The organism is Commensalibacter papalotli (ex Servin-Garciduenas et al. 2014), from assembly GCF_000527695.1.
GTDB lineage: Bacteria > Pseudomonadota > Alphaproteobacteria > Acetobacterales > Acetobacteraceae > Commensalibacter > Commensalibacter papalotli.
This window is the reverse complement of record NZ_ATSX01000001.1, coordinates 534,216-560,045: the sequence shown is the minus strand read 5'-3', so window position 1 is coordinate 560,045 and position 25,830 is coordinate 534,216. Positions and strand designations below refer to the sequence as shown.

17 protein-coding genes, 2 tRNA genes and 1 pseudogene are annotated in these 25,830 nt (G+C 35.4%); 4 read left to right on the top strand and 16 right to left on the bottom strand.

What is annotated here, in order from left to right:
- Window positions 1-203 precede the first annotated feature (203 nt).
- The 4 genes from gltB to COMX_RS02465 form a co-directional block, all read right to left on the bottom strand.
- Window positions 204-4,730: a glutamate synthase large subunit gene (gene gltB, locus COMX_RS02480; protein WP_034336621.1), complete on the bottom strand. Its 4,527-nt coding sequence runs from the start codon at window positions 4,728-4,730 to the stop codon at window positions 204-206.
- Between the two features lie 96 nt (window positions 4,731-4,826).
- Window positions 4,827-6,236, bottom strand: coding sequence for an NAD(P)-dependent oxidoreductase (locus tag COMX_RS02475; RefSeq protein ID WP_034336618.1), 1,410 nt, complete (start codon window positions 6,234-6,236; stop codon window positions 4,827-4,829).
- Between the two features lie 128 nt (window positions 6,237-6,364).
- Window positions 6,365-7,336, bottom strand: a complete 972-nt coding sequence (locus COMX_RS02470; protein WP_051461802.1) for a complex I NDUFA9 subunit family protein — start codon at window positions 7,334-7,336, stop codon at window positions 6,365-6,367.
- Between the two features lie 170 nt (window positions 7,337-7,506).
- Window positions 7,507-8,526, bottom strand: coding sequence for an Ldh family oxidoreductase (locus COMX_RS02465; RefSeq protein WP_034336615.1), 1,020 nt, complete (start codon window positions 8,524-8,526; stop codon window positions 7,507-7,509).
- A gap of 140 nt (window positions 8,527-8,666) precedes the next feature.
- On the opposite strand from COMX_RS02465, the gene COMX_RS02460 reads away from it, so the two are divergent.
- Window positions 8,667-8,752, top strand: a tRNA-Leu gene (locus COMX_RS02460).
- 1,191 nt (window positions 8,753-9,943) lie between these two features.
- Here the strand turns inward: COMX_RS02460 and COMX_RS11175 are convergent.
- From COMX_RS11175 to COMX_RS11065, 8 genes and pseudogenes are all read right to left on the bottom strand, one after another.
- On the bottom strand, window positions 9,944-10,087 hold the full coding sequence (locus COMX_RS11175; RefSeq protein ID WP_200867598.1) for a hypothetical protein: 144 nt from the start codon (window positions 10,085-10,087) through the stop codon (window positions 9,944-9,946).
- Window positions 10,088-10,281: 194 nt separating this feature from the next.
- Window positions 10,282-10,410, bottom strand: a complete 129-nt coding sequence (locus tag COMX_RS11345; RefSeq protein ID WP_255343261.1) for a hypothetical protein — start codon at window positions 10,408-10,410, stop codon at window positions 10,282-10,284.
- A 38-nt stretch (window positions 10,411-10,448) separates the two neighbouring features.
- Window positions 10,449-11,552: an SGNH/GDSL hydrolase family protein gene (locus COMX_RS02455; protein ID WP_034336613.1), complete on the bottom strand. Its 1,104-nt coding sequence runs from the start codon at window positions 11,550-11,552 to the stop codon at window positions 10,449-10,451.
- Window position 11,553: 1 nt separating this feature from the next.
- Window positions 11,554-13,392, bottom strand: a complete 1,839-nt coding sequence (locus COMX_RS02450) for a LamG domain-containing protein (RefSeq protein WP_034336611.1) — start codon at window positions 13,390-13,392, stop codon at window positions 11,554-11,556.
- Window positions 13,389-13,652, bottom strand: a complete 264-nt coding sequence (locus tag COMX_RS02445) for a hypothetical protein (protein ID WP_034336609.1) — start codon at window positions 13,650-13,652, stop codon at window positions 13,389-13,391. The genes COMX_RS02450 and COMX_RS02445 overlap by 4 nt, the downstream gene beginning before the upstream one ends.
- Window positions 13,653-14,258: 606 nt before the next feature.
- A pseudogene (locus tag COMX_RS11435) lies at window positions 14,259-14,420 on the bottom strand (phage antirepressor KilAC domain-containing protein); the annotation flags it as partial.
- Between the two features lie 63 nt (window positions 14,421-14,483).
- Window positions 14,484-14,681 carry a hypothetical protein gene (locus COMX_RS02435; RefSeq protein ID WP_034336606.1) on the bottom strand — a complete coding sequence of 66 codons (198 nt, stop codon included), beginning with the start codon at window positions 14,679-14,681 and terminating at the stop codon, window positions 14,484-14,486.
- Between the two features lie 17 nt (window positions 14,682-14,698).
- On the bottom strand, window positions 14,699-14,875 hold the full coding sequence (locus tag COMX_RS11065) for a hypothetical protein (protein ID WP_161631840.1): 177 nt from the start codon (window positions 14,873-14,875) through the stop codon (window positions 14,699-14,701).
- Window positions 14,876-16,079: 1,204 nt separating this feature from the next.
- Between COMX_RS11065 and COMX_RS10555 the strand changes: the two genes are divergently transcribed.
- A complete protein-coding gene (locus COMX_RS10555) occupies window positions 16,080-17,321 on the top strand; it encodes a restriction endonuclease (RefSeq protein WP_161631839.1) in 1,242 nt (413 codons plus the stop codon).
- A gap of 4 nt (window positions 17,322-17,325) precedes the next feature.
- Here the strand turns inward: COMX_RS10555 and COMX_RS02425 are convergent, their stop codons facing one another.
- Entirely contained in the window at window positions 17,326-19,065 is a 1,740-nt protein-coding gene (locus COMX_RS02425; RefSeq protein ID WP_051461800.1) for a ShlB/FhaC/HecB family hemolysin secretion/activation protein, read from the bottom strand.
- A gap of 228 nt (window positions 19,066-19,293) precedes the next feature.
- Between COMX_RS02425 and COMX_RS02420 the strand changes: the two genes are divergently transcribed.
- Window positions 19,294-19,384: transfer RNA gene (locus COMX_RS02420), tRNA-Ser, on the top strand.
- 604 nt (window positions 19,385-19,988) lie between these two features.
- Window positions 19,989-21,254, top strand: a complete 1,266-nt coding sequence (locus COMX_RS02415) for a Y-family DNA polymerase (protein WP_034336605.1) — start codon at window positions 19,989-19,991, stop codon at window positions 21,252-21,254.
- Window positions 21,255-21,887: 633 nt separating this feature from the next.
- Here COMX_RS02415 and lepA read toward each other — a convergent pair.
- From lepA to COMX_RS02400, 3 genes are all read right to left on the bottom strand, one after another.
- A complete protein-coding gene (gene lepA, locus COMX_RS02410) occupies window positions 21,888-23,693 on the bottom strand; it encodes a translation elongation factor 4 (protein ID WP_034336602.1) in 1,806 nt (601 codons plus the stop codon).
- 83 nt (window positions 23,694-23,776) lie between these two features.
- Window positions 23,777-24,682 (bottom strand): DMT family transporter, encoded by a 906-nt coding sequence (locus COMX_RS02405; protein ID WP_034336601.1) that lies wholly within the window; start codon window positions 24,680-24,682, stop codon window positions 23,777-23,779.
- A gap of 172 nt (window positions 24,683-24,854) precedes the next feature.
- Complete coding sequence (locus COMX_RS02400; RefSeq protein WP_034336599.1) at window positions 24,855-25,760, bottom strand: DMT family transporter; 906 nt, start codon at window positions 25,758-25,760, stop codon at window positions 24,855-24,857.
- Window positions 25,761-25,830: the final 70 nt, after the last annotated feature.

The following is a 25,830-nucleotide window of genomic DNA, read 5'->3' as shown; positions in this document are numbered from 1 at the left end:
ACTATCTGCCTCGTTTAAAATACTTACTTGACTATATTATGTATCATATTTTGATCACAATAAGAACGATAAATTTAATTACAAAACAACAACTGCTATTTTATGAAAATCTCCAGATTGATTTTATAACTCTTTTTGCAATTTCAAAAAAATAGGAGTGTATTAAATACACTCCTACAGCAGAGCTTGAATACTAAGTTAAATTAGGCTGATTTTTGAATTGCAGTTTCTTTAAATTGAAAATTAATTGCTTTGGCATATTCAGTAGGCACAATATGCCAAAAATGCTGTAATGTATTTTGCCACTCATGTAACAAAGACGCTGCATATCGACTTTCTGTTTCTTTGACATGTTGCTCAATATGGTTACGCAAAACTTCTTCCCATTTCGAATCAATAACACGTTGCCACTGAACACTATCAGAGTTAACACGATCATTAAATTGTGCATGAGGATCATAAACAAAAGCCATTCCCCCTGTAAAACCAGCACCAAAGTTAACACCAATTTCCCCAAGAATAACAACCGTTCCACCCGTCATATATTCACACCCATTGGCACCACAACCTTCAACCACAGCAATAGCACCAGAATTGCGCACGGCAAAACGTTCACCAGCAATTCCAGCAGCATATAAACGCCCAGAGGTTGCACCATATAAAACTGTATTTCCAATAATCATATTATGATGTGAGATCAGTTTGGTTTCTGGCACAGGGCGGACAACGATGGTTGCGCCAGACAAACCTTTACCAACATAATCATTGGCATCACCGAAAACTTCCAGTTTCAACCCTTGAACTGCAAAAGCCCCCAATGATTGCCCTGCAGAACCACTTAGTCTGATTGTTAAATGATCAGCTGCCAACCCTGTCATACCAAAACGACGTGTAATTTTAGAAGAAATTTTAGTTCCAATTGCACGATATGTATTTTCAACATTATAACGCAATTGCATTTTTTCTCCGTGCTCAAACAAAGGCTGCGCATCGACTATCATTTGTGCATCCAAAGTTTCAGGAACCTCGTTACGACCCTCACGTGTACAATATCTTGCATATGGGCCTGCATCAACACGAGCAAGCAAAGAGTTCAAATCTAAATCATCAAGATAAGAAGCCCCACGCAAAACTTGTTTTAATAAATCTGTTCGTCCAATAATTTCTTTTAATGAAGAAAAACCAAGAGAAGCAAGAATATTCCTTACATCTTCAGCAATAAAAGAGAATAAGTTAATAACCCGATCTGCACCATCTTGAACAAATTTCTTACGTAGATTTTCGTCTTGTGTGCAAACACCTACTGGACATGTATTAGAATGACATTGACGCACCATAATACAGCCCATCGCAATAAGGCTTAATGTTCCAATACCGAATTCCTCGGCACCTAACATCGCTGCAATCACGACATCTCGACCAGTTTTAATCCCACCGTCAACACGCAACGTAATCCGATGACGCAAGCGATTAAGCATCAAAACTTGATGTGCCTCAGCAAGCCCCATTTCCCAAGGGATACCACCATATTTAATTGAAGTTTGAGCAGAAGCACCAGTCCCACCATTATGCCCAGAAATTAGAATTGTATCCGCTTTGGCTTTTGCAACCCCAGCAGCAATCGTTCCAATCCCAGAAGACGCAACTAATTTAACCGCAACCGTTGCATCAGGGTTAATTTGTTTTAAATCGTAAATAAGCTGTGCCAAATCTTCAATGGAATAAATATCATGATGCGGCGGTGGAGAAATCAACGTAACCCCTGGCACAGCATGACGCAATTTACCAATTAATTCCGTCACTTTAAAACCTGGAAGCTGACCACCTTCGCCTGGTTTAGCGCCTTGAGCAACTTTAATTTCGATCTCACGACAATTATTTAAATATTCAGCCGTAACGCCAAAACGTCCTGAGGCAATTTGCTTGATCGCAGAAGATGCATTATCCCCATTAGCACGAGGTTTATAACGACTTGCATCCTCTCCGCCCTCACCAGAATCAGAACGCGCACCAATACGATTCATCGCAATAGCTAGGGTTTCATGTGCTTCTGGGCTTAACGCTCCCAATGAAATACCAGGAGATATTAATCGCCGTCTTAATTGCGTAATGTTTTCAACAGATTCAACAGGAATTGGTTTATTAGAAGATTGAAAATCAAATAAATCACGCAAAGCCATTGGAGGCTGCTCTTTAATTGCTTCTAAATATTTTTGATATAAAGGCCAGCTATCTTTTTCAACGGCTTGTTGGATCAGTTTAATTACATCTCCACTCAAAGCATGTTTTTCACCTTGTTTGCGCCACTTATATAATCCACCAATCGGTAAGATTTTTACATTGGGATCCCAAGCTTTTTCATGAAAAGTACTGACATTATGCGCAATCCCTGATAACCCAATACCTGAAATACGCGAAGACATCCCAGGGAAGAATTCAGCAACCAATGCACGAGACAATCCAATCGCTTCAAAATTATAGCCACCGCGATAAGAGGCTACAACCGAGATTCCCATCTTGGCCATAATTTTAAGCAGGCCCTTGTCCACAGCCTTGCAATAACGTTTCATCGCTTCACGCAAAGACATATCACCAAAAAGGCCGCGTTTATGACGATCCGCAATACATTCTTGAGCTAAATAAGCATTGACGGTTGTAGCCCCTACCCCAATTAAGACCGCAATAGAATGCACATCCAAAGTATCAGCAGAACGCACATTCAAAGACGTAAACGTTCTTAAGGATTGACGTACCAAATGTGTATGTACCGCAGCAGTTGCCAAGATCATTGGAATTTGAGCAAGTTCTCTGGTTTGTTTTTCATCCGTTAAAAACACATGAGTACAACCCGCTCTGACGGCTTCTTCTGCTTCCAGACAAATACGTCCAATTGCTTGTCGCAGCCCTTTCTCTTCATCGGCAACTGTGAAATTACAATCTATTGTGACACCTGTTTTGCCACAGAAATCTTGTAACGCACTAAACTCACTGATGGTAAGAACGGGGCTAGATAATTTTAACATCTGACATTGATCAGAAGATTCATCCAAAATATTACCCAAATTACCCAAACGTGTATTTAAGGTCATCACTTGAGTTTCACGCAAGCTATCAATCGGTGGGTTTGTAACCTGACTGAAACGTTGACGGAAATAATGAGACAATCCACGATAACGATCACTAAGCACTGCTAATGGGGTATCATCTCCCATAGACCCAATTGCTTCAGCAGCAGATTCAACCATTGGCTGAAGCACCGTTTCCATATCCTCCAAGGTCATTCCAACAGCAAGTTGCCTTCTACGAAGCTCTTCTTGAGGAAATAAGCTCAGTTCATTTTCTTGATCTCTGACAATGGACGTAATCTGCTGTGTGTTTTTAACCCATTTACTATAATCATGACGCTTAACCAGCATCTCAGTTATTTCGTCAGGCTTATATAATTTACAGTTTTGCATATCAAAACCGATGGTTTGCCCTGGGCCAAGACGACCTTTTTCCAAAATCTCTGGTTCAGGAACGCGCACCATACCTGTTTCAGAGCCCAAAATCATCAGGTTATTAGAAGTAATCGTATAACGTAAAGGACGCAATCCATTTCGATCCAACCCAGCAATCACCCAATTACCATCAGTTCCACATAATGCTGCTGGTCCATCCCATGGCTCCATCACCGCATTCGCATAGCCATACATATCCTTGACTTCTTGGGTAAGACCATCTTGCATTCCCATTGCAGGCGGAATCATTAATGATTTCACTGTTGGTGCATTACGCCCAGCAAATGTTAATAATTCAAACACATTATCCAAAGCCGCTGTATCAGAGCCATTAAATTGAATAACAGGTTTTAGATCTGCCATATACGCATCAAGGTCAGGATGAGAAAGGCGGGTTTCATGGCTTTTCATCCAATTTATATTACCCGATAGCGTATTAATCTCGCCATTATGAGCAATTTTTCTGAAAGGTTGTGCCAATTTCCAAGTAGGGAAAGTATTGGTTGAATAGCGTTGATGATAAATTGCAAAACGACTGACAAAGCGCTCATCCAACAAGTCTGGATAAAAATCAGCAACATTTTCGGCTAAGAACATACCTTTGTAAATAACAGAACGACAAGATAAAGAGCAAATATATAAATCAACGTGACTTTCGATTGCTCTTTTTTCAATTTTACGGCGGATAATGTATAGATTACGTTCAAATTCAGCTTCAGAATGATCTTGCGTATTGCTAATTAAGATTTGCTCAATTTCTGGACGTGTTGCGTTCGCTTTTTCACCGATACAATCTGTATTAATAGGAACCTGGCGCCACCCATAAATTGCATATCCAAAAGCAATAATCTCTGTTTCTATAATCTGACGGCAACGTTCTTGACTGGACAAATCATTCTTTGGCAAGAATACCATTCCAACCGCCAAGCCATTTTCTTTGATATGATGATGACCACTGCGTATTGATTTTAAGAAGAACTCTTGGGAAATCTCGACATGAATTCCTGCACCATCGCCTGTTTTCCCATCGGCATCCACAGCCCCTCTGTGCCATAATGCCTTTAATGCCGTTAACCCAGCTTCCACTACATCACGACGTTTTTTACCATCCAAGGCAACTACAAAGCCCACACCACAAGCATCATGTTCTTGTTCCTGAGAATACACACCTGCACTGTTCAGGATTGCTTCATTTCTTTTTCTATCTTCAATAAAATCTGTATCGCTCATCTTTTTATCCGCCTATAGATGATTAAAACCTCGCCATTCTTTGGGCTGGCTTTTGTTAACTGAATATTTTGTTTCTATTTGTTGGTTTAAATTTAATTATTGTTCTTTTAACCATTTGGCAATTTGAGAAGCTGCATCTTGACCATCTTTGACCGCCCATACAACCAAACTCGCGCCTCGAACAATATCTCCGCCTGCGAATACACCTTCTATAGATGTCATAAAGTTATGTTTATCTACATTGACAGTACCGTACCGAGAAGCTTCTAAAGTATTGTCATTCCATAACTCAGATAAATTCTCTGGATCAAATCCTAATGCTTTGATCACCATATCTGCAGGTAATGTAAAGTGACTATCTTCAATGACCCTGACACTTTGACGTCCACCAGCATCAGGCAAACCTAACTCTGTTCTTAAAGCACGAATAGATTCAATTTTGTCGCTGCCAATAAAAGCTTCTGGAACAGCTTGCCAGATGAATTCTACACCTTCTTCTTCTGCATTTTTAACTTCTCGCATTGATCCTGGCATATTCACTTTGTCACGACGATATAGACATTTGACTGACTTAGCCCCCTGGCGTATGGCTGTACGCAAACAGTCCATGGCTGTATCACCACCACCAATGACAACGACATCTTTACCTCTAGCATCAATTTCAGGAGATATTGGTTGGCCTGTTCTTTGAGAAGCCATTAAATAGTCAAGTGCTTGAACAGCCCCTTTTAATTGACTGCCCAATAATTTTACTTCTTTTTTCTGATAAACGCCCGTCGCAACAAAAACGGCATCATGATTGGTTCGCAATTCTGCAAAGGAAAGTGTTCCTTGGTCTGTTTTATCGGAAATATTTATATTAAAATGAAATATTACCCCAGAATCGTCTAACCATTTTTGACGTCTTGCAACAATTTCTTTTTCAAGCTTGAAAGTCGGAATACCATAAGTCAGCAATCCCCCTGCTCTATCATAACGATCATAAATATGAACTTGATATCCTCGTTGACGCAGCACAACTGCCGCAGCCATTCCGCAAGGTCCTGCACCTACAATCCCGACAGATTGAGTTTGCTCTTTCACAGGTGCAATTGGTTGAACAAATCCACTTTTAAACGCTTGATCCGTAATATAAGCTTCGACTGCACCAATTGTAACGCTTTTAAATCCTGGCTCAATAACACAGCCACCTTCACATAAACGATCCTGAGGACAGATACGCCCACACAATTCAGGAAAACTATTCGTTTCAAAAGACAAAGCATATGCTTCTTCTAAACGGCCTTCAGCTGTAAGCTTTAACCAATCAGGAATATAATTTGATACAGGGCATTTTGTAGAACAAAAAGGAATACCGCATTGCGAACAACGGCTGGCTTGTGTTTTCGCTTGTTCATCGGAAAATCGACGATACGTTTCCAAAAAATCTGCCTTGCGAATTTCCGCAGGGCGTTTTTCGGGTTGCTGCTGATCAAGAGAAATAAATTTTAACATGACATTGGGCATAATATATCCATCGCTTTTACGATTAAAATTAATTGTTCCTAATGTCTATGCTATTCCCTAATCAAATAAAAGACAGTACTACTGACCTATTGTAAAAATAATTGAAATATCAGCTACTTTATAAGGTTTTAATGCTCTATACGACGTTGCAAACGCTTTAATTCGGTAAAATCATTAATAGAACGATAGCAATATAAATAAACAGGTGCAATTAATTCCAAGGGTTTTGGAACAATTCCCAATGCTAATAATCCATTTTCCTTTTGGCTTAAAACAGAATCATATTCCATCATATTCAACAATGCAGGCGTCATTATCGCACCAGGCATAAATTGTAATGTAAATGCCATCAAACGAATTAATACTAAACTTAATCCACTGACGTTATTATCGGTTCTAAGCCACGATACAAGCCAGTTAATTAACTCACGATTAGTATAAGATTCTGGACCTGCAAGCTCGTAGATTTTACCAGCAGATTCAGATTGTTGAACGACTTTCATCACAGCGTCAGCAACATCCCCAACATAGACAGGTTGTAATTTCGTATTCACCTTATAAGCAGGCATAACTGGGAAATAGCTAGCCATATTACCTAGTTTATTTAAGAACTCATCTTCTGGCCCAAAGATAATGCTGGTACGTAAAATGACTGCTGATGGACAAACTTGCAATACGACATCTTCACTCTTTTTCTTACTCGCTAAATAAGCAGAACGGCTATTTGATGATGCACCTAAAGCAGAGAAATGAATAAATTTCTTTACCCCTGCAGCAGCACAAATACGTGCAATATTTTGCGCTGCTTGAACATTATATAACTCAAGTTTTGATTTATTTTTTCCAAAAGCAAGCTCTGATAAATTAACAACGATATCCGCACCCTCAATGGCACGAATAACGGTATTTTCCTCGATAACAGAGCAATATAAAGGGGTGATATGCCCAACATTTCCAAAGGGTCTAATCGTGTTTACCAGTGAAGGTTTGGGAACAGCAACACGAACAATATATCCTGCTTTGACTAGCCGCTCTACAACATAGCCTTCTACGAATTTATTATTACCAATAACCGTTGCTACTTTACGTTTATCACTCACCTAGACGCTCCTTGAACAAATATCAAACTAAATTCACTCTTTTATTCCTTTTATACTTCATGGATATATTGATCAAGGTTCAAATAACAAAACTCGGCTGAGATATTTATTATTATTTATTTAAAATCACTAATAAATATTGGCAAATATCGACTTCGAATGAGTAAATTTTATTCCAAGAGTTTTTGGATTTCAGAGTAAATATGCTTTGAGATAAAGACCCCATTTTCTTGGCTACGTTTTCGAGCAGCGAAACGACGCTGTGAAGGAAGCCGTGCACCTTGATCCGTTATAGATTTAAATAATCGCTCGGCACTAGCAGTTGTTTTGGCAATATTTCCCAGACCAAATTTACTAGGATCAAAAGCAAAAAGCAGTTCACCGTGACAAGGAAAACTTTTTTTTCCTGCATCTAGATCAAGAGATTCTTGACTAGTTAAATCTTCGAGTAATGCACCAGACATCAGTTCAATCATTGTCGATAAAGCACTGCCTTTATATCCACCAAATGTTAACATAGAACCCCCATCAATAACGGCTTTAGCATTTTTGGTTATATTCCCATCACGGTCTATAGCAACATTATCAGGTAATTCTGTGTTGGTACGGTCATGAAGCTCAAGATCTCCACGTGCAATAGCACTGGTGGCAAAATCAAAAACATATGGATTAACTGCATGTTCTCTGGGCCAGCTAAAGGCCAAAGGATTAGTTCCCAACACAGGATAATTACCACCTGCTGGTGTTACCCAGGCATGACTTGGGGTCATTGCTATTCCAACCAGGCCATGTGCTGCAATTATCTCTACCTCAGGCCATAAAGCTGAAAAATGGTAGCAATGATTAATCTGTAAGGCAGCAATTCCAACTTGTTTAGTTTTTCGTGCTAGCTCTTCGACACCTTTTTCAAAAGCAAGCGGTGAAAACGCATATTGTGCGTCTACTTTCACAATCGATGTGTCGTCTATAGTCATTTTTGGCTCGGCTGTTTTGGAAACATGACCTTGATTTATAGTATGTACCAATACTCCCAAACGATAAACACCATGAGAAATACACTCATCCCTTTCCCCAGCCAAAATTACTTTGGCAATTGCACTGGCATGAGGTTCGGATACCCCATATTTAAACAATATTTTAAAAGATAAATCATAAATTTGATCCAAGGATAAATTTATTTTATTTGTCATGTAATACCGCCTTTATTTAAAATTAGATTATTTTTAATGAACTATGCTAGCCAAGTCCTGATTCAAAAGGAAATATAAATCACTTCATCATCAAAAATAATTGACCTACACCCCTTCTTTATATAAAAGGCAGCATATAAGCCCCAATGGCGGAATGGTAGACGCGCAGGTTTCAGGTACCTGTGACCGCAAGGTCGTGGAAGTTCAACTCTTCTTTGGGGCACCAACTGTTAAATAAAATTAATATATTACAGTATATTTTGGTGTAATTAAACCTACAAATAATTTGTGGATCAAGTAAAAAATCTTTCAATAAGAGTATCGATACTAGCTGCCTATATTTTACCTATAAAGCTTCAATTACTTGTTAGAAGTGGTATCTATTAATTTCCACTTCTGTCTTACCCTCATTAGTATTAATTTTTGCGATAATTTTCATTTTTTAATAATAAATTGGAACAATTTTGTTCTTATTTGTTAGGAAGTATGAGCTGTCATGCAACAGCATATTCATGGTTTCCTTACAATAACCACGCAAAATTAAAACCAAAGCAAAGCAATGAATCTTAGATGTTGCAATTGCTTCAGCTTTATTAAAATGTTTTGAATTTTATCACCATCATTAATCGTCATTGCAATTTATGTTTGAACTCAGGGGATAAATTGTTAAATACTAATTTTCAATCAAAAGTTGATGCTATTTTTGGCGAACCAAAAAGCAAAGTTTTTTGATATCTATATCTAAAATATAGCCAATAATTTTTCCCTAAAGGTTCACTATCAAAATAACCAATGTCAGCAGTATCAAAAAAAAGAAAGCCTATAATGAACTCTTTTATTTCATTGGTAACAAACTTTGACCAACTTTAGAAAATTATCCTTCAAAACAATCATTCATTACAAACAAATAATGTTTTATCTCTCCTCAATTATTATATAATTTTTAAAAATCTCCCTCTAATTTTTTATAATATAGTCTGAGCTACTCTTAGTAATGCTATTTGTTAAACGAATACTAGATGAAGCATATACATGAAAATAGCGGCTCAAACCAAGGATATATCCATCATTTCCTCCATCACCACTAGCACGATCAACAGGGATAAAATCTTAAAAAAGATTGAAAGTTTATTCCATGCTCTTCAAATATTTTGAGTTTAAATATAATTTATCTGACATAAAGCTTCTCATATTAAATCATCAAAGAAGATATATCATTGTATTGTCATAATTTTTAAAATTTAACAAATATTACACCTATCTCTCCCGCCACGTCCTGATCAATGCACAAATTGTTTGGATAACGAATGATATTGGGACATTAATTGCCACAACTGGTATTAGCCACGAATCATGCAGCCTTGATCCACTGTACTATACTTTCCCACCAGCAGCGCAAAAAGATTCCTAGTTTTCTCTAGCCTCTCAATATTTTTGAAAGCGCGTAGAGATTAATCGCAGCGAATACATCCCATGCAACTAAGCTGAAATGCCATTGACCATAAACTGAAATATTCAATGTTCCCCCAATAAGCAAAGAAGAGGCAAGAAATGTAGCCAATCTTCTGCTCATCAAGTTTTACAAAGCAAAGGGCAAGACATTAACAAACCTATGGATAAAATTAACTTAACTATTTTTACCATCTTTGTTCTCCTTAACAGGAACTGATGGTATTTTAAACGTGGCCAGAGTGTGAATTTTTTAAAGTTCGTATAATTTATTTGTCATTTCTGGCTATTTCCAAAAACTTACAATCATGTGCATAACATTACTATAACCGTCACCACAGCAACAATATTGCCCGCAATATCCACTGAAATTATACCAAGAAGATATTGGAATAACTGTATAAAAAATTCTGAATTACCCATATTAAATTTCATTCGAACCACCTCAAATTTTGAGGTGGTTCGAATATCATTTATTTCAAAGTATAAAAAGTGTGGCTGGTTGGATCACTATCTTTAATAGTTTTTTTAATGATGATTTCTTTATTGTTTCCGTAAATAACTTTGGCAACAGAAGGCAAGATAGTAGGTATAATTAAACTTTTGTATTGACCAATTTGTGGATGATGTCCTTGCAAAATATTTGAAAAATCTGCATCTACAAAATGCACTAAACCATCATCTTGATATTGTGATCGTAATCTTGAAAATTCAGCTAACCTTGTTCCTGTTTGGAAAGGACTTGTAAATATAATGTTTAAAGTAGGTTTTACTTCCCTTAATCTTTTAACAAAAAAAATATTTGCATTTATAAAATCATCAAATAACAAATTACCATCATTCGTGCCAATATTAATAAGTGCTATATCAATTCCAGACCAATCTCTTTTAATATCATTATCCATATATTCGAAATATGTGAAGATATTAGGAGCGTTTCCGTTACCAGTTTTGTAGAAACCTGTCCCTCCATAGCCTACAGTTGATATATTTAACCCTAATGATTTTCCTATTAACACCCCCCACGATAAAGTAGCATCAGTATTAATCCTATCGCCATTAGTTTCACTTAATACCCCCCACCCCTCGCTTGAGGATGACCCAATCGCTAGCGCTGTTAAATTATAAGGTTTTGTATCCCATAAACTGCTTCCATCTGGTAGTTCTATAGATTTAACCGTTAACACATTATTGTTTTTAACATCACCAATAGTCCATCTTTGTTTATCAAAAGACGTAGACTTAACCCATATCTCAATATAATGAGAACTACAATTTTTCATAAATGGGTCAGTGGTAGCATTCTTAAATCCTACTGGCAGTTTTATCTCGATAGGAGCAATCGCTTTTGTGTAACCGTAATACGCATCATTAATTCGATATTCTACTATTGGTTCATATCCAGCAGCAACATTGGGTAACTCAAAATGAATTTTAATAATACCTGTGCCGATAGTTAAAGCATTCGTTGTAAAATTAAAATTAGCACCAGAAGAATAACATGTAGAATCTGTTCCTTGAAGTAACCAGGTTCCCTTTGAAAAATTTAGTTGTGTATTATTCGGATAAACCAACATGTTAAATCGTTTCCTTTAATACGTCATTACTATAACTTGTAACCAACACACTGGCTCCCTTAGTATTGATAATAACAGGTGTATTATCTTGCGTATAACTGACTGTAGGTTGTGAAATATACGCTTTCGAGGTTTTCCCTGCTTTAACCGTCCTTAACGAAAAGCTTCCTGTAATATTCGTGATTTTAACCAAGGGAGAAGTTTCATTTTCATTTTTAATTCTACTATCTTTTAAAGGATAGAAAAAACCGTTCGTATTAAAATTAGTTGCGCTGATTGGTGTTAAAGAAGGATCATAATCTTTGTCTGCATATTTAGCTTTCCCTATTAGTAATGATATGTTCTTAATAATTAATGAATTTTCCTCTACAATATATGCGTTATAATCAAGACTACGAATATAAAAATATTCGAAGTTTGTGACAAAATATTTTGTATGCAGTAATTTTCCATCGATAAAAACTTGCATCAGATTATTATTGGATGAGATAGCCAGAGTGTGCCATATATCAAGCGTTAATGTGTCAACAAGTGTAACCTCAACATCAGGGTTCGCATTATGATATTTAATGGTTAGTTTGTTATCGCTTTTCGCAGTCAATCCTATGGAATAATTTCCTTGATAACGTCCACAAATAACTCGTCTAATACTAGTATCATTAATGGTAGAACTAAATTTAAACTGACATTCAAATGTAAAGGTGGGAACACTCATACTCACATTAAATGAAGCAACTCCACCAGTCATTCCCTCGGAGGTAAATATGCTTTTATTTTTATACGGTTCAACAGTAAAATAATATGGGTTTAACCATTGAAAACTATCGAAATTACTAGTCGCTTTAAGTAAAAATCCATCTGCGATTTTACCATTTGTATAGTTATTATTTAGACAAGGATAGTAAGCTTCATAATCATAGTTAGATATATCAACAGGCTGTTTATCTACTTTTGTTCTTTGAGTAGATGACAAAAATATATCTTTTACAGAACATTCATCAGTCGGAACAACTATATTTTCGTCACCTCTGAACCGTAATTCTGTCATTGCTCCATTATAAACTGAATAGCCTCTATTAAAATATTCTCCATCAATGGAGAAAGAGTTAAAACCTTCGTATCCACCATTCACGTTGATATGGAGTATATGATTGTTACCATCATTTAATTTAAGACCGTCTTTGGATGTCAAAGAGCTACATAATACTTCATATTGTTTATCGTTTCCATTATAAACAGAGACGGTATTTTTTGCTGGGTTCGCCCTAACATTCCATTTGTTAAGCCACCCTGCTATGTGGTAATCAAAATCTTTATCTTTTATCCATAGAGTAAATGTTACTCTGATTTGCATTGTAGGCGGAACTGGTAATATTGCTTTTGTGTCGACATATAAATATCCGACCTTTACCCCATTGCCATCCGAGTTCCCACCAGTAGATATGTTTAAATGATCAGGTGCAAAATTTAGAGGCTGCACCCCATTATTTAATTTATACTGCTGTTCTAAGTTTAAATTAGTTACATTCAACGGAATCATTTCTCTACCCTCTTTTACTAAAAATTGTTTTTTATTTGAATCAAAACAGATCGTTTCTTGTAGCAAATGGTCGAAAGAAGTTAAGTTATTAATGTCTTTCAACTTGACCCCAGATAAAGATAAATTACAGAAACCATCAGATTTTATATTACCTTCGTCTGACGTAATCCTGTTTACATTAATATCTGCATTTCCCTCATTAATGTAACTGATATCATCTTTACCAGTTTCTCCCCTATCCCCACGTAGGGCTATAAAATTTGAAACAACATCACTTAAATTCCCGACATTTTCAATCACAACACCTGTTCAAGTTCACCAATAAGAACAGAACCAATTTTAATAGAAGCTGGCTTTCCCTTTGGACCTGCAACAACCCCAACAGGATCATGATTAGAAGTCAGAAACTGTGTTCCAGCATCGCCTTGAATATCTTGCGTGCAAATATCCCCTTGTGGATCTTGGTTGCTTTTATTCCCGACGACATAATGCGCCGCTACATTACCATCTTTAACAATACCCGCAGCCATAATTGATAATGAAACACCAAATTTACGCACAGAATTAGTATTAATTGTATAATAAATCGAATTCTTGCATAAGTGTTATTGATAATGAAACACCAAATTTACGCACAGAATTAGTATTAATTGTATAATAAATCGAATTCTTGCATAAGTGTTCAAGTTACCACCTAAAATTCGATATTTTAAAAACTGATTAGCAGTATTAATGTTATCAACACCACCACCAGTCCTATCGGATGATTCTGAGACAACAGAAGTGATTGTTTCATTATGCTGCAAATGATTTTGTAAAAAAAATTATAATATATAGATTCAAAAAGTGCTTTGCACTGTAACTCAATTTGTATTTCATCAAGACAACCGACAGGCACTATTACTGTATTATCTGTTGATTGAGAAGCTGTGATTTGACTTGCGCATCTCATATACTTATTCCTAACAATTATTTTTAGAAAATATGTTTGCTTTAGAAACACTTGCTATAAAAATTAATCTATTATTATGCCAAAACGATACCCCACCTTGAAGATCAGTTTTTGATATTATTTGCACAGCTTTCGATAAGACCAATACAGCTGGTTCTAACGAAAAATCACTCATGGACGCTCGATAAACATGTTTTTCTCTACAATTTTGGATTTATTCATGATACGCAATCCAGTTTTCATTTTCTACACTGCGACAAATACATTTTTTTTCTTTTAAATAATAAAACAAATTTTTAGGATTAATCTGTAAATTAATATCTACATCCGTAATACACATTAACCCATCGGATAATGAAATCCGATCGTAACCGTCTACTTTTGGTTTTTAATCACTTACTCTCATTTTCGAGTAAGATACAATTTTCAGTATAAGTCATTAATATACTTCGTAAAAATGATGGGTGGTTAAATATTTACCTTGATTTAAAGCATCGTGAGAACGAATGACCTGTAAGTTATAAGATGGGCTGATCCATATTACATAGGTATAAACAAGTTCTTCAACTACACAAATACCACGGTCACCATCCGTTCCAATTATTATTACATTTATAGGGCGCGCCGGAATCCCCACCGACCTCAATTCATCAACTAAATCTTTTTTTGCTCGTATCTTAACCATATACTTGGCTTTTTAGAATCATCCCTTCCAGATGCACGATGAAAATTGTAAATGCTATAATAATCTGCGTTAACTTGTCTGATTTTATTACCAGCAATAATCAATTCACTGGATTGATTATAAGCATGATTAAGATGATTATCCAATCAGTCACATCTTTTTTTCTAAGGTTTTTTTAAGAAAAGCAACGGGGTAGTTTGGCGACGTAACCGTTACTTTTCTTCTTTGTTTAATTAATAAAAAATAAAATTTAAACACTTAAACAACGTATATTTGCTCTGCTTCTTTCTTTATCCAATTTGGTAATTCGATAAATATTCTTGATTTGTACGTTTACTATTATTCATTTTAGTTCTTTATCTTGACATAGCCCAAATAGGGCTATTTTTGTCAATAAGAAAATGTGTAATTTATAAAAAAAATATTAAGATCTATTATGGACGATTTAGCATACTTTAGATTAAGAATACCTTTGGACTTAAAAGCAAAAATTGAAAATTATCTTGAGAAAAAGACAGTAATAAACTTAATAAACAAATGGTATTTTCATCTTTTCCACATGCCTTACAACAACTTATAAAAAATGCATCAATAAATCCATCAAACCAAAGTCCTAAACACAGTTATTATATCCTTTTAGAAAAAATTGATAAAATAGATGATGATTTAAAACATATAAAAGACAAACTAGACAAGAAATAGACCTTGCCAAACACTCCATGCAACAATATCATTTCGATAAAGAAAAATACGGAGAAATTATTACTCGCTTATGTGTTCGCTTTTGGATTACTTACCGTTTCTTATACTCAGAATATTGATAGCCAATCATCAATGACGACTCTAAAATATTTACCACTTTTTTATTTGTATCAAATGTTGTAGATAAACAAATGCCTTACATAAAGACATAACATCTCCACGATCCACTTCTCTTTTGAATACTTGGCTTGTTCATTTTTACGATTCGATTTGTAGCCTTAACTGATATAAACTATACCATAAAACATACAAATTATATAAAATAGTATTATAATATAAACGTCTATTTTTTTGAATTTGGCGCTTTTCTCTCTCTTTTAAAACTCTATTTTATGGTATAAAATATCGAATAAAATCAGTATTTTATAATATAGTTCAAAGTGAATATATAATTATTGTATATTCCTAATCATAAAATCATCTTTACTTTTAAAATACTTTTAGCCTAGATTACGTTCATATTGGCCCCAAAAGGTAAATGCTATTAAGTTTATTTGATAACTATTTATGAAATTTAAATTCTATTCTATTTTTTTGACTTTATCCGGTTTATGTTTTTTTATAGTACCTCGTTTTGCAACATCACAAATGATTGCGGATACATCTATCTGGCGATCCTCTGTCAATACCAAGCCACAACAAATAACCATTAGTGGTAAAGATAAGCTGTTTACAATTAATCTGTTTATTTCTCCAAAAAAACAGTCAATCTTACAAATTTCATATCAAGAAAATAATGATACTCTTCAAGATATTCGATCTTTAAATTTTACACTTGGTAAGCAAGTATTTATCCTTAAAAAACAAATTAAGGATATCCGTAATCAAGCAAAATTTGGCACGAGTTTAGAAACTTCCCAAGTGCAGATTTTAATTCAAAATCTTATTACACAAAACAAAGCTTATATTACCCAAGACCGCGAATATATCGCGTTCTCTTTAAAAGGCTGTAATTCTATTATTTCTTCATTATTACAATATTTAGATAAAAACCCAATGCCTGAACTACAAGTTTTTTTTGATAAAGTGAATAGCCCCACCTTAACATCTTGGTTAAATCTTTCATTACAAGAAAATAAACTTTTATATGGAATGGGTTTAGTCGTATTTTTATTACTATTCGGTCGTCATTTATTTAAGTGTATAGCCTATTTTTATAAAAAACGCAGAAATCGCTATCGCCTAAACAAAGCATATAAAATTGCTACTGATCAAATTGAACAAAATGCTAGTATTTTATATATTAAACGTGACCAGCTTTTATATAAAGATGCATATGGCAGCCTTATTGAAGACAAATGGATACAAGAGGTAAACCGCTTTATTCGCACTAAAATAAAACCTATATTAACCGAAAATCATCTATTGGAATATTATCCTCAAATTCACAAAAACACGATCAAAAAGATTTTATCTGTTGCCAAATATCCTCCTAGAACACAAAAAACTTTCTTTAAGAGTTACAAAAAAACTAAGATTGAATATTCCCCCACAATGGATCCTTTTGATTATGAAGCCTATTGTGCTGAACTTCTAAGATTAAAAGGGTGGGATGCTGATGTGACCACTGCTAGTGGTGATCAAGGGGCCGATGTGATTGCTGTTAAAAACGGTATTACCTTTATTATTCAGTGTAAATTATATAGCAAACCCGTTGGAAACAAAGCTGTACAAGAAGTTAATGCTGCCAAAATTTTTTATCATGCTCATTATGCCGCTGTTGTTTCAAATGCTGCCTATACGATCTCTGCTCGACAACTAGCAGCATCTACAGAAGTAACCTTGTTACATCATGAAACTTTACAGAAATTTGCACAAACTTTGACTTAGCCTCTTATAATTTAACACCCACTTGAAAAGAAGCAATCCATCCTTCTGGTGACAGTCCTGATGTTGAAATCGCATGGGATACAGAGCTATCCCATATTAAAATACCATCTGATTTACGAAGACCAATCCCTGTCCCTGCTATATTGGCACTTTTTAATATTTTGGGCATATTATCATATGTATAAACCGCTCTGGTCATTCCTGCATCAGCAATAACGTATAACTCTATATCTTTTAAAAAAAATTCACAAAAACCATCATATCCAGCACATACAAGATGTTTTGTTGGTAATTGCCAAGATAAATCATTACGCATAAAAATACCTGCATTTCCTATTGCTGTTTTTTTAAGAAACCCTCGAACGGTATATGGACCACCAATAGAAAACCATTCATTTCCATATTGATTTTGGCTGCTATACTCACCGTGAATCACAGTATGCCAAGTTATTGTTTTTGTAATTGGTTTGAATCCATCGATATTTAAATATGGTTTAACATATTGTGTATGCGGCGCATATTTTCCTTGGTTAACCACCCAAGTTTTTGTACCCATACCTCCCAGTCCAACCTTTGCCCCTATATTAATATACCAAGTTCGTCCCCATATTTTCAAAAATTCACCAACACCAATGTTCAAAGAAGCCAATTTTGCACTTTGCGAAGGTAGCCTTTCATAATTCGTATTATTTCGAAAATCTTTTAACTCATAGGAAACTGTTAATGTTGTCACATCCACCTTATGACGTGCAATTACTCTTGAAACACCAATACGATAATCTTTTTGTACTGTATCTAAACGCTTTTTTGTATCAGGCTGTGGAGGCATATAATAAAATTCATCTGAGCGCCACCAACCTCCAAATAACAACCAAGGCCCCAAAGGAATAGACCCTTCTGCATCTAAAAAAGAGTTGTGACCTTGACTTTGTCTGTTATTCAAAGAATGATCATATTCAAATGACCATAGATCTAATAAACCAAAAAGATCTGAGACATTCACAAAAGCTCGCCCCATTGTTCTACCAGAACTACTTTGACTGTTATTATCTGTTAATACTTTTCCATGAATCATACTGGTCTTGGGAACATCGATATGAACAACAGTATCTGTATCTTTTGTTTTAGGCAGGAATTTTAATGACGCTTCCCAACCTGATAAACGATTCATATTATCCAAGCCTTGTTCTAAATCATCTAGATTCAGAACGCCCCCACTCACCCAAGGAAAAGCCGTTATTTCATTTGAAGGTTGAGCACTGCCAGAAAATTCAAAAGACCCGACCTTATTTTCTAGCATTATAATTTTTAAATAACCTCCAGAAATATCTTGCTTAGGCAAATATGCACGAGATGTCACAAGCCTGTGCTTAACGTAAAGCTTATTGATATCCCCCAAAATAATATTAATATCTTGTAAACTTACACAACGACCTTTCCATTGATGAGTAATAGTGTTGATCGCCGCTTTAGAGATTTTTGTAACCCCTGTGACCTCAATATTATTCAATTCAACGCAAGATTTTATGGATAGCGTTGGAATTTTATCTGTGTCAGCCCCCAAATGATCTGGCACAACCATGGGTGTATCCATCATTTGTTGTCTTTGTCGGTAATGCGTATTTTGCAAATATCCAAAATATTGGTTATTACCATAATATGCCAAAGCAGGCCTTACCAATAATGGTAATCCCGTACCAATTAAAATACATAAAAACAGCATATAACGTAAATAAACAGTCATACGAAATTAATAGCAATAATCTTTGTAAAACCAAACAAATAAAAGCACTTATGGATCACTTTGATATATATATTTCTTTTAGTATGACCTAAAAAAAACAATAAAATGCTTCAGACGACTTAAATCCTCATTATTCTCAACTAATAATTAAAAAAATCAGAAAATAATTTTTTTTACTTGCCTCTTATGAAAAAATTGATATTGTTCTTTTTACTGAGGCAATCTTTAGGAGAGATGGCCGAGCGGCTTAAGGCGCACGCTTGGAAAGCGTGTGTGCGTTAATAGCGTACCATGGGTTCGAATCCCATTCTCTCCGCCATATAAGATTTATATATTGTTTCAAATAATACCAAATTCAAAATAAAACAGCCATTTATTTCATTAATAAAGATCCCATATGATATCAAACAGACCCATTGCATCCCATAAAAATAGGGGTATAATAAGGGGTATCAATGTTTTAATAGGGCTATTATGGCTAAAACGAAGAAGCCTTGATCAGATATAGCTATTAAAAATGTCAAACCTCACGAATTTTTTTCGTTTATCTGTGCTGCAAAAAATTTTAAATATGATTATATGTCGTTGGTTCCATCTGCATAGTATCCATAGCAGAGTTTTTGCCAAGTTGTTTTAGATACGTGCAACTTTCAGCATATTTCTATGCCAAAAATGTAGCCCTAACTTGATTAGTGGCTCTAGCACCGCCAAAACCTAAACAATTCAAGGCTGGAGTTACAATTTCATTTTCAAATAAAATATCTAAATATCCACAGTGACTTTAAACATTTTGTGTTCCTTTGATGAAAAAAAATTGTTTAAAAAATCATAAAAAAGGAAATGTTTATTTTGAAAAAAGTCATTGAATTTATTACTAAAAATAGATATTTTAAATAAATTTCTTTATTGATTGATTCTCAATTATGTATGGCTTAATTGACTGCAATAACTTCTACGCTTCTTGTGAGCGCGTTTTTAATCCCAAACTAGAAGGGAAAGCTATAGGTATCCTTTCAAATAATGATGGTTGTGTTATTGCCAGATCCAATGAACTTAAACCTTTTGTACCAATGGCAATGCCCGCGTTTAAAATTCCACCTCATATCAAAAAGAAAATAACCTTACTCAGCTCTAATTATGAGCTTTATGGTGATATGAGCCAAAGGGTCTTCTCTATTGTTCAAGACTATATCTACGACACAGAGCTTTATTCAATTGACGAGGCCTTTTTGCGCCTGCAATATCAACAAAATCCAATTGAATATTGTCGCTCTCTGAGGATAATAATTCGTAAATGCACGGGCATTCCCGTTTCAATTGGAATAGCACCAACCCGAACGTTAGCTAAAATCGCTAATCATCTTGCCAAAAAGAACCCAGAGCACCACGGCGTTTATCGATTACAACTTGATAATACTGTATTTGAAACCACCTTAAAGCAACTTCCTGTTTCTGAAATCTGGGGCGTCGGTCGGAAAATATCAGCCAAATTAACTAATATGGGTATTCAAACAGCATGGCAACTTAAAAATTGTAATGCCAATCTTCTAGGCAAACAATTCTCTGTTGTCCTAGAACGCACTATTTTAGAATTGCGCGGCACTCCTTGTATTGAACTAGAAGGAATACATACACCCAAAAAGAATATCATGACTTCTCGTAGCTTTGGAAAAACTACAAATGATCTTAATGATCTGCAGGAAGCTATTCGGCTACATGCCAGTAAAGGTGCAGAAAAACTGCGCGCTCAACATTCATTGGCACAAGCAGTTCTTGTCTTTTTAAAAACCAATCGTTTTGGTGAACAACAATCTCAATACCATCCATCAATCGTCATTCCCCTTCTCTATCCAACAAATGATACTCGTGATATTATTAAGGCAGCCCAGAATGGTGTTTATCAAATATTTAAAGAAAATTACTTTTACCAAAAAGCAGGCGTAATGATGTTGGACGTTATTAATCAGGATAAACGGCAACTCAATTTTTTTAGCCCTATCGAAGATGAGGAGGTAAAAAAACATAGTAATCGTTTGATGCAAACACTAGATACAATCAATAAAAAAATGGGAAGCAACACCATCAGCTTTGGTGGCACAAACGCAAATGCACCATGGAACTTAAAACGAGACTTATTAAGCCAGCGATATACAACAAAGTGGAATGAACTGCCTGTGGTTAAAGCTTGATAAAACAATGAAGTTCCTCATTATTTTATCTGAAACAAGATACTCACATGTAAAACTTATCCTCTTTCAAAAATTTTTGTAAATATAATTAGGGTATATTTCAAAGCTAACCAACATCAATCTTACACAGAAGTATATGACACTAGGATAATGTAGATACACAAAAATGATACTATATAATGACCTCATAAATTAAGAGCAGAACATAGAGTAAAAATCGACACTATGATCAACCTAGATCTGAATAAATTTAAGATTAAAATCTTTAATTGATTTTATAGGTTTTACTTATAAAATATTATAAAAATATTTATCAACTTCTGCAAAATCAGCTATGCATTGATATAAAAAACAAAGATGTTTTTTCAGAACAATGATATGGCAAATCATAGGATGATAATTTCCCATTCTCGCCCATATTTAAAGAGTTTAACTAATACTTCACTTCATTTTAAGTAAAGGCCACCACACTACCTCATAAATACCATCATCAAGATAATTCACACTCGCACGAAAACCTTTATTGAGGTTGAAATGATTAACATATAATTTAATAATATTTTATCAAACCCAATGGCTTGAATTTTCTATTCATAAAAGCAAACTAACGCATCTTATGAATAGAAAATAGGATTATCGGTCAATTTTCAATGCTGCAAGAAAAGCAGATTGTGGAATTTCAACTTTACCAAATTGGCGCATCCGCTTTTTGCCTTCTTTTTGTTTGTCCAACAACTTACGTTTACGGGAAATATCACCACCATAACATTTGGCCGTTACGTCCTTGGACAAAGCCCCAATCGTCTCACGAGCAATAACACGTCCACCAATGGCTGCTTGAACCGCAATTTTAAATAGTTGGCGAGGAATCAAATCTTTTAACTTGGAGCAAATAGCACGCCCCCTACTCTCTGCTACAGAACGATGGGCCACAAATGCCAAAGCATCGACCGGCTCTTGGTTTACCAAAATACTGATCCGAACAAGATCACTTTCTTCATACCCGTCCATTTGATATTCAAAACTAGCGTAACCACGAGTTGCAGATTTTAAACGATCATAAAAGTCGAAGACAACTTCATTCAATGGTAAACGATAAATTGCCATTGCTCTTGATCCAACATAAGTTAAATCGATCTGCTCTCCACGTCGTTCTGTACATAATCCCAATACAGCACCCAAATATTCATCTGGCACCATAATAGAGGCTTTGATCCAAGGCTCTTCAATATGATCAATAGAAGTTGGATCAGGCATATCTGCAGGATTATGCAAATCCTCTATTGATCCATCATTTTTAAATAAATGATAAACAACAGATGGTGCTGTTGCGATCAAGTTTAGATCGAATTCACGACTTAATCGTTCTTGGATAATTTCTAAATGTAATAAACCAAGAAAACCACATCTAAACCCAAAACCTAAAGCTGCAGAAGTTTCAGGTTCATAGTGAAAAGACGCATCATTAAGTTGCAGTTTACCTAAGCTTTCACGTAATTTTTCAAAATCATCCGCATCCATTGGATATAAACCACACCAAACTACAGGCACAGACGGTTTAAATCCATCCAGTACTTTGGCTGCTGGTTTTTTATCATCAGTAATGGTATCCCCAACATGACAATCAGCAACGGTTTTAATTGCTGCATTAATAAAACCCATCTCTCCTGCGCCTAAAGATTCTACTTCGCGCATATGCGGGGTAAACACACCAACTTGTTCAACACTATAGGTGCTATTGTTAAACATCATACGAATACGCATACCTTTTTTGATGCGTCCTGCTTTAACACGCACCAAAATAATAACACCTAAATAAGTATCATACCAACTATCAACCAACAGTGCTTGTAAAGGCGCATCGACATCTCCTGTTGGTGGTGGAAGACGTGTTACCAAAGCATCCAAGACAGCTTCGATATTTAACCCTGTTTTGGCGGATACTCCAATCGCATCATCTGCTGGAATACCAATAATTTCTTCTATTTGTGCTTTGGTTGCCTCTACATCAGCAGCTGGTAAATCAACTTTGTTTAATACAGGCACAATTTCATGGCGCGCATCAATAGCTTGATACACATTGGCAAGTGTTTGTGCTTCCACCCCTTGAGAAGCGTCAACAACCAACAAGGATCCTTCACACGCAGCCAAGGAACGACTAACCTCATATGCAAAATCAACATGGCCCGGCGTATCCATCAAATTTAATATATAGGTTTGACCATCTTTTGCCTTATATTGCAATCTTACTGTTTGCGCTTTAATGGTAATACCGCGTTCACGTTCAATATCCATACTATCTAAAACTTGCGCTTGCATCTCTCGCTGGGTTAACCCACCACAAGCTTGAATCAACCGATCAGCAAGGGTTGATTTCCCATGATCAATATGGGCGATAATTGAAAAATTACGGATTAATTCTAAAGGCGTATCTGTCATAGGGGCACCAACAAGGCAAAAATGATAACTTAAACAATAATAGTATATTAAAGCATATTTCTATACGCTTTTGCTAAAAAATACTACGATCCTTTTTCTTTTTTTAATGGATAGGCTGCAACAACAGCTCCCCCTACAATTAAAAGAACAGCAAATAGCAAGCTAAACGTTACAGAGGCCCTTCCTGCCAGCACTAACCAACAAGTTGAAAGTAACGGTGCTAAATAGGATAACGATCCGATTAAAGACAAATCTGCATTCTTAGTCGCATAATCCCAAGCTAAAAACGCAACCCCTATGGGACCACATCCTAGATACAAAATAATACAAATATCTTTTAGAGAATTTGGCATGATAGTGGTTTCAAACATAAAATGAATAGCCATAGAAACCAATGCAATACCGCCACACACCCCAATCATCATTGCTGTTGGAACAGCAGCATATTTACGATTAACAATCGAATAAATTGCCCAAACAACACCACTTAACAAGCCAAAAATATACCCAAGAACAACTGTAAAATTAATTACAGAACCTTTATCCGCAGGCATTAAACAAATCATACCTACCAAGCCCATGACTGCCCCTAATAAGTAAGCAATATGGAATTGTCTTTTACTTAAAATTGCAAGCGCAATAACCAACATAATCGGCCACAGATAAGATAACAAGGTTACTTTGGCAGGAGGCGCAAAGCTAAGTCCTAAATAATCAAATACATAAAAGAAAAATAGACCACAAAACGCCGTTAACCAAGATGCTATAGGTTGCACCATTTCTTGTAAGCGCCCAGTGAAAGCTAAAATAATACTGCCAATAATAAATGCTTCACCAAAGCCAAACCACAAAAGCTGAAACCTTGGAATATGCGGTAAAGAAGTGATCGTAACGGAGGAGCTGGACCACAGTAAAATCGTTAATAACCCAGCCGATGTTCCTAAAAACATTCTAGATTTTATAATGGCTGACTTTTTAATAATGGACATCTTTAATAAACCAACAAAATATTAAATTAAAAAAGCCCACACAAATTGGCATGGACTTGTACAGTTTAATTAGATGTTATGCTAATATGATAATCCTAGATACAGTATTTATTAAATTTAATTATTATGTATATATCTCCTAAATATCAGATCATATAAATCTAGTATAATTTTATGATTCTTTTGTTTTTTTTAATGGATAGGTTGCAACCACAGCACCACCCACAATCAAAATAACAGCCACTAATAACCCAACTGTTGCAGGTGCTCTCCCTGCAATAACTAACCATAAAGTAGAAAGTAATGGAGCTAAATACGATAATGATCCCATTAAAGATAAATTAGCATTCTTGGTTGCATAATCCCATGCCAAAAACGCAATTCCCATAGGACCACACCCTAAGTATAAAATAATAGCCATCTCTTTAAAGGATTGCGGCATAATTGTAGGTTCAAACGCAAAATGAATAGCCATTGAAACCAAAGAAATTCCTCCACAAACGCCAATTATCATTCCTGTTGGAACAGAAGTATATTTACGATTAACAATTGAATAAATTGTCCAAACAATTGCACATAAACATCCCAAGAAATAACCAAAAAAGACCCCAGAAGTTAAGACAGAACCTTTATCAGCAGGCATAATGAAAACTGTTCCAATCAATCCCATCAGTGCCCCAAATAAATAAGCAATATGAAAATGTTTTTTGCTTAAAAATGCAATACAAACAACCAACATTGTTGGCCACAAATAAGAAAGTAACGTCACTTTGGCTGGGGGGGCAAAATTTAATCCAACAAAGTAGAATAAATGAAAAAAGAAAATCCCACAAAAAGCCGTAAACCAAGGTGCAAAAGGCTGAGCCATTTCTCGTAAGCGCCCAGTCAAGGCTAGGATAATACTACCAATAATAAAAGCTTCGCCAAATCCAAACCATAAAAGCTGAAATCTGGGAATATTTGGCAAAGAAGTTGTCATTACAGCCAAACTTGACCAAAGTAAGATAGTAAGTAAACCTGAACCTGTTGCTACAAGAAGTTTAGATTTTCTGATAGAGTTTTTTTGTAAAGATGACATTATTATACGAACCAATTTAAATAAAGAATAGTAAAACAAAAAAAGCCCATGCAGAATACCTACATGGGCT

What these genes read in the sequence shown, in the direction of transcription:
- gltB (WP_034336621.1), bottom strand. Translation starts at nt 4,730, where the DNA reads ATGAGCGATACAGATTTTATTGAAGATAGAAAAAGAAATGAAGCAATC.
- COMX_RS02475 (WP_034336618.1), bottom strand. Translation starts at nt 6,236, where the DNA reads ATGCCCAATGTCATGTTAAAATTTATTTCTCTTGATCAGCAGCAACCC.
- COMX_RS02465 (WP_034336615.1), bottom strand. Translation starts at nt 8,526, where the DNA reads ATGACAAATAAAATAAATTTATCCTTGGATCAAATTTATGATTTATCT.
- COMX_RS11345 (WP_255343261.1), bottom strand. Translation starts at nt 10,410, where the DNA reads ATGAAATTTAATATGGGTAATTCAGAATTTTTTATACAGTTATTCCAA.
- COMX_RS02455 (WP_034336613.1), bottom strand. Translation starts at nt 11,552, where the DNA reads ATGTTGGTTTATCCGAATAATACACAACTAAATTTTTCAAAGGGAACC.
- COMX_RS10555 (WP_161631839.1), top strand. Translation starts at nt 16,080, where the DNA reads ATGATTGCGGATACATCTATCTGGCGATCCTCTGTCAATACCAAGCCA.
- COMX_RS02425 (WP_051461800.1), bottom strand. Translation starts at nt 19,065, where the DNA reads ATGACTGTTTATTTACGTTATATGCTGTTTTTATGTATTTTAATTGGT.
- COMX_RS02415 (WP_034336605.1), top strand. Translation starts at nt 19,989, where the DNA reads ATGTATGGCTTAATTGACTGCAATAACTTCTACGCTTCTTGTGAGCGC.
- lepA (WP_034336602.1), bottom strand. Translation starts at nt 23,693, where the DNA reads ATGACAGATACGCCTTTAGAATTAATCCGTAATTTTTCAATTATCGCC.
- COMX_RS02405 (WP_034336601.1), bottom strand. Translation starts at nt 24,682, where the DNA reads ATGTCCATTATTAAAAAGTCAGCCATTATAAAATCTAGAATGTTTTTA.
- COMX_RS02400 (WP_034336599.1), bottom strand. Translation starts at nt 25,760, where the DNA reads ATGTCATCTTTACAAAAAAACTCTATCAGAAAATCTAAACTTCTTGTA.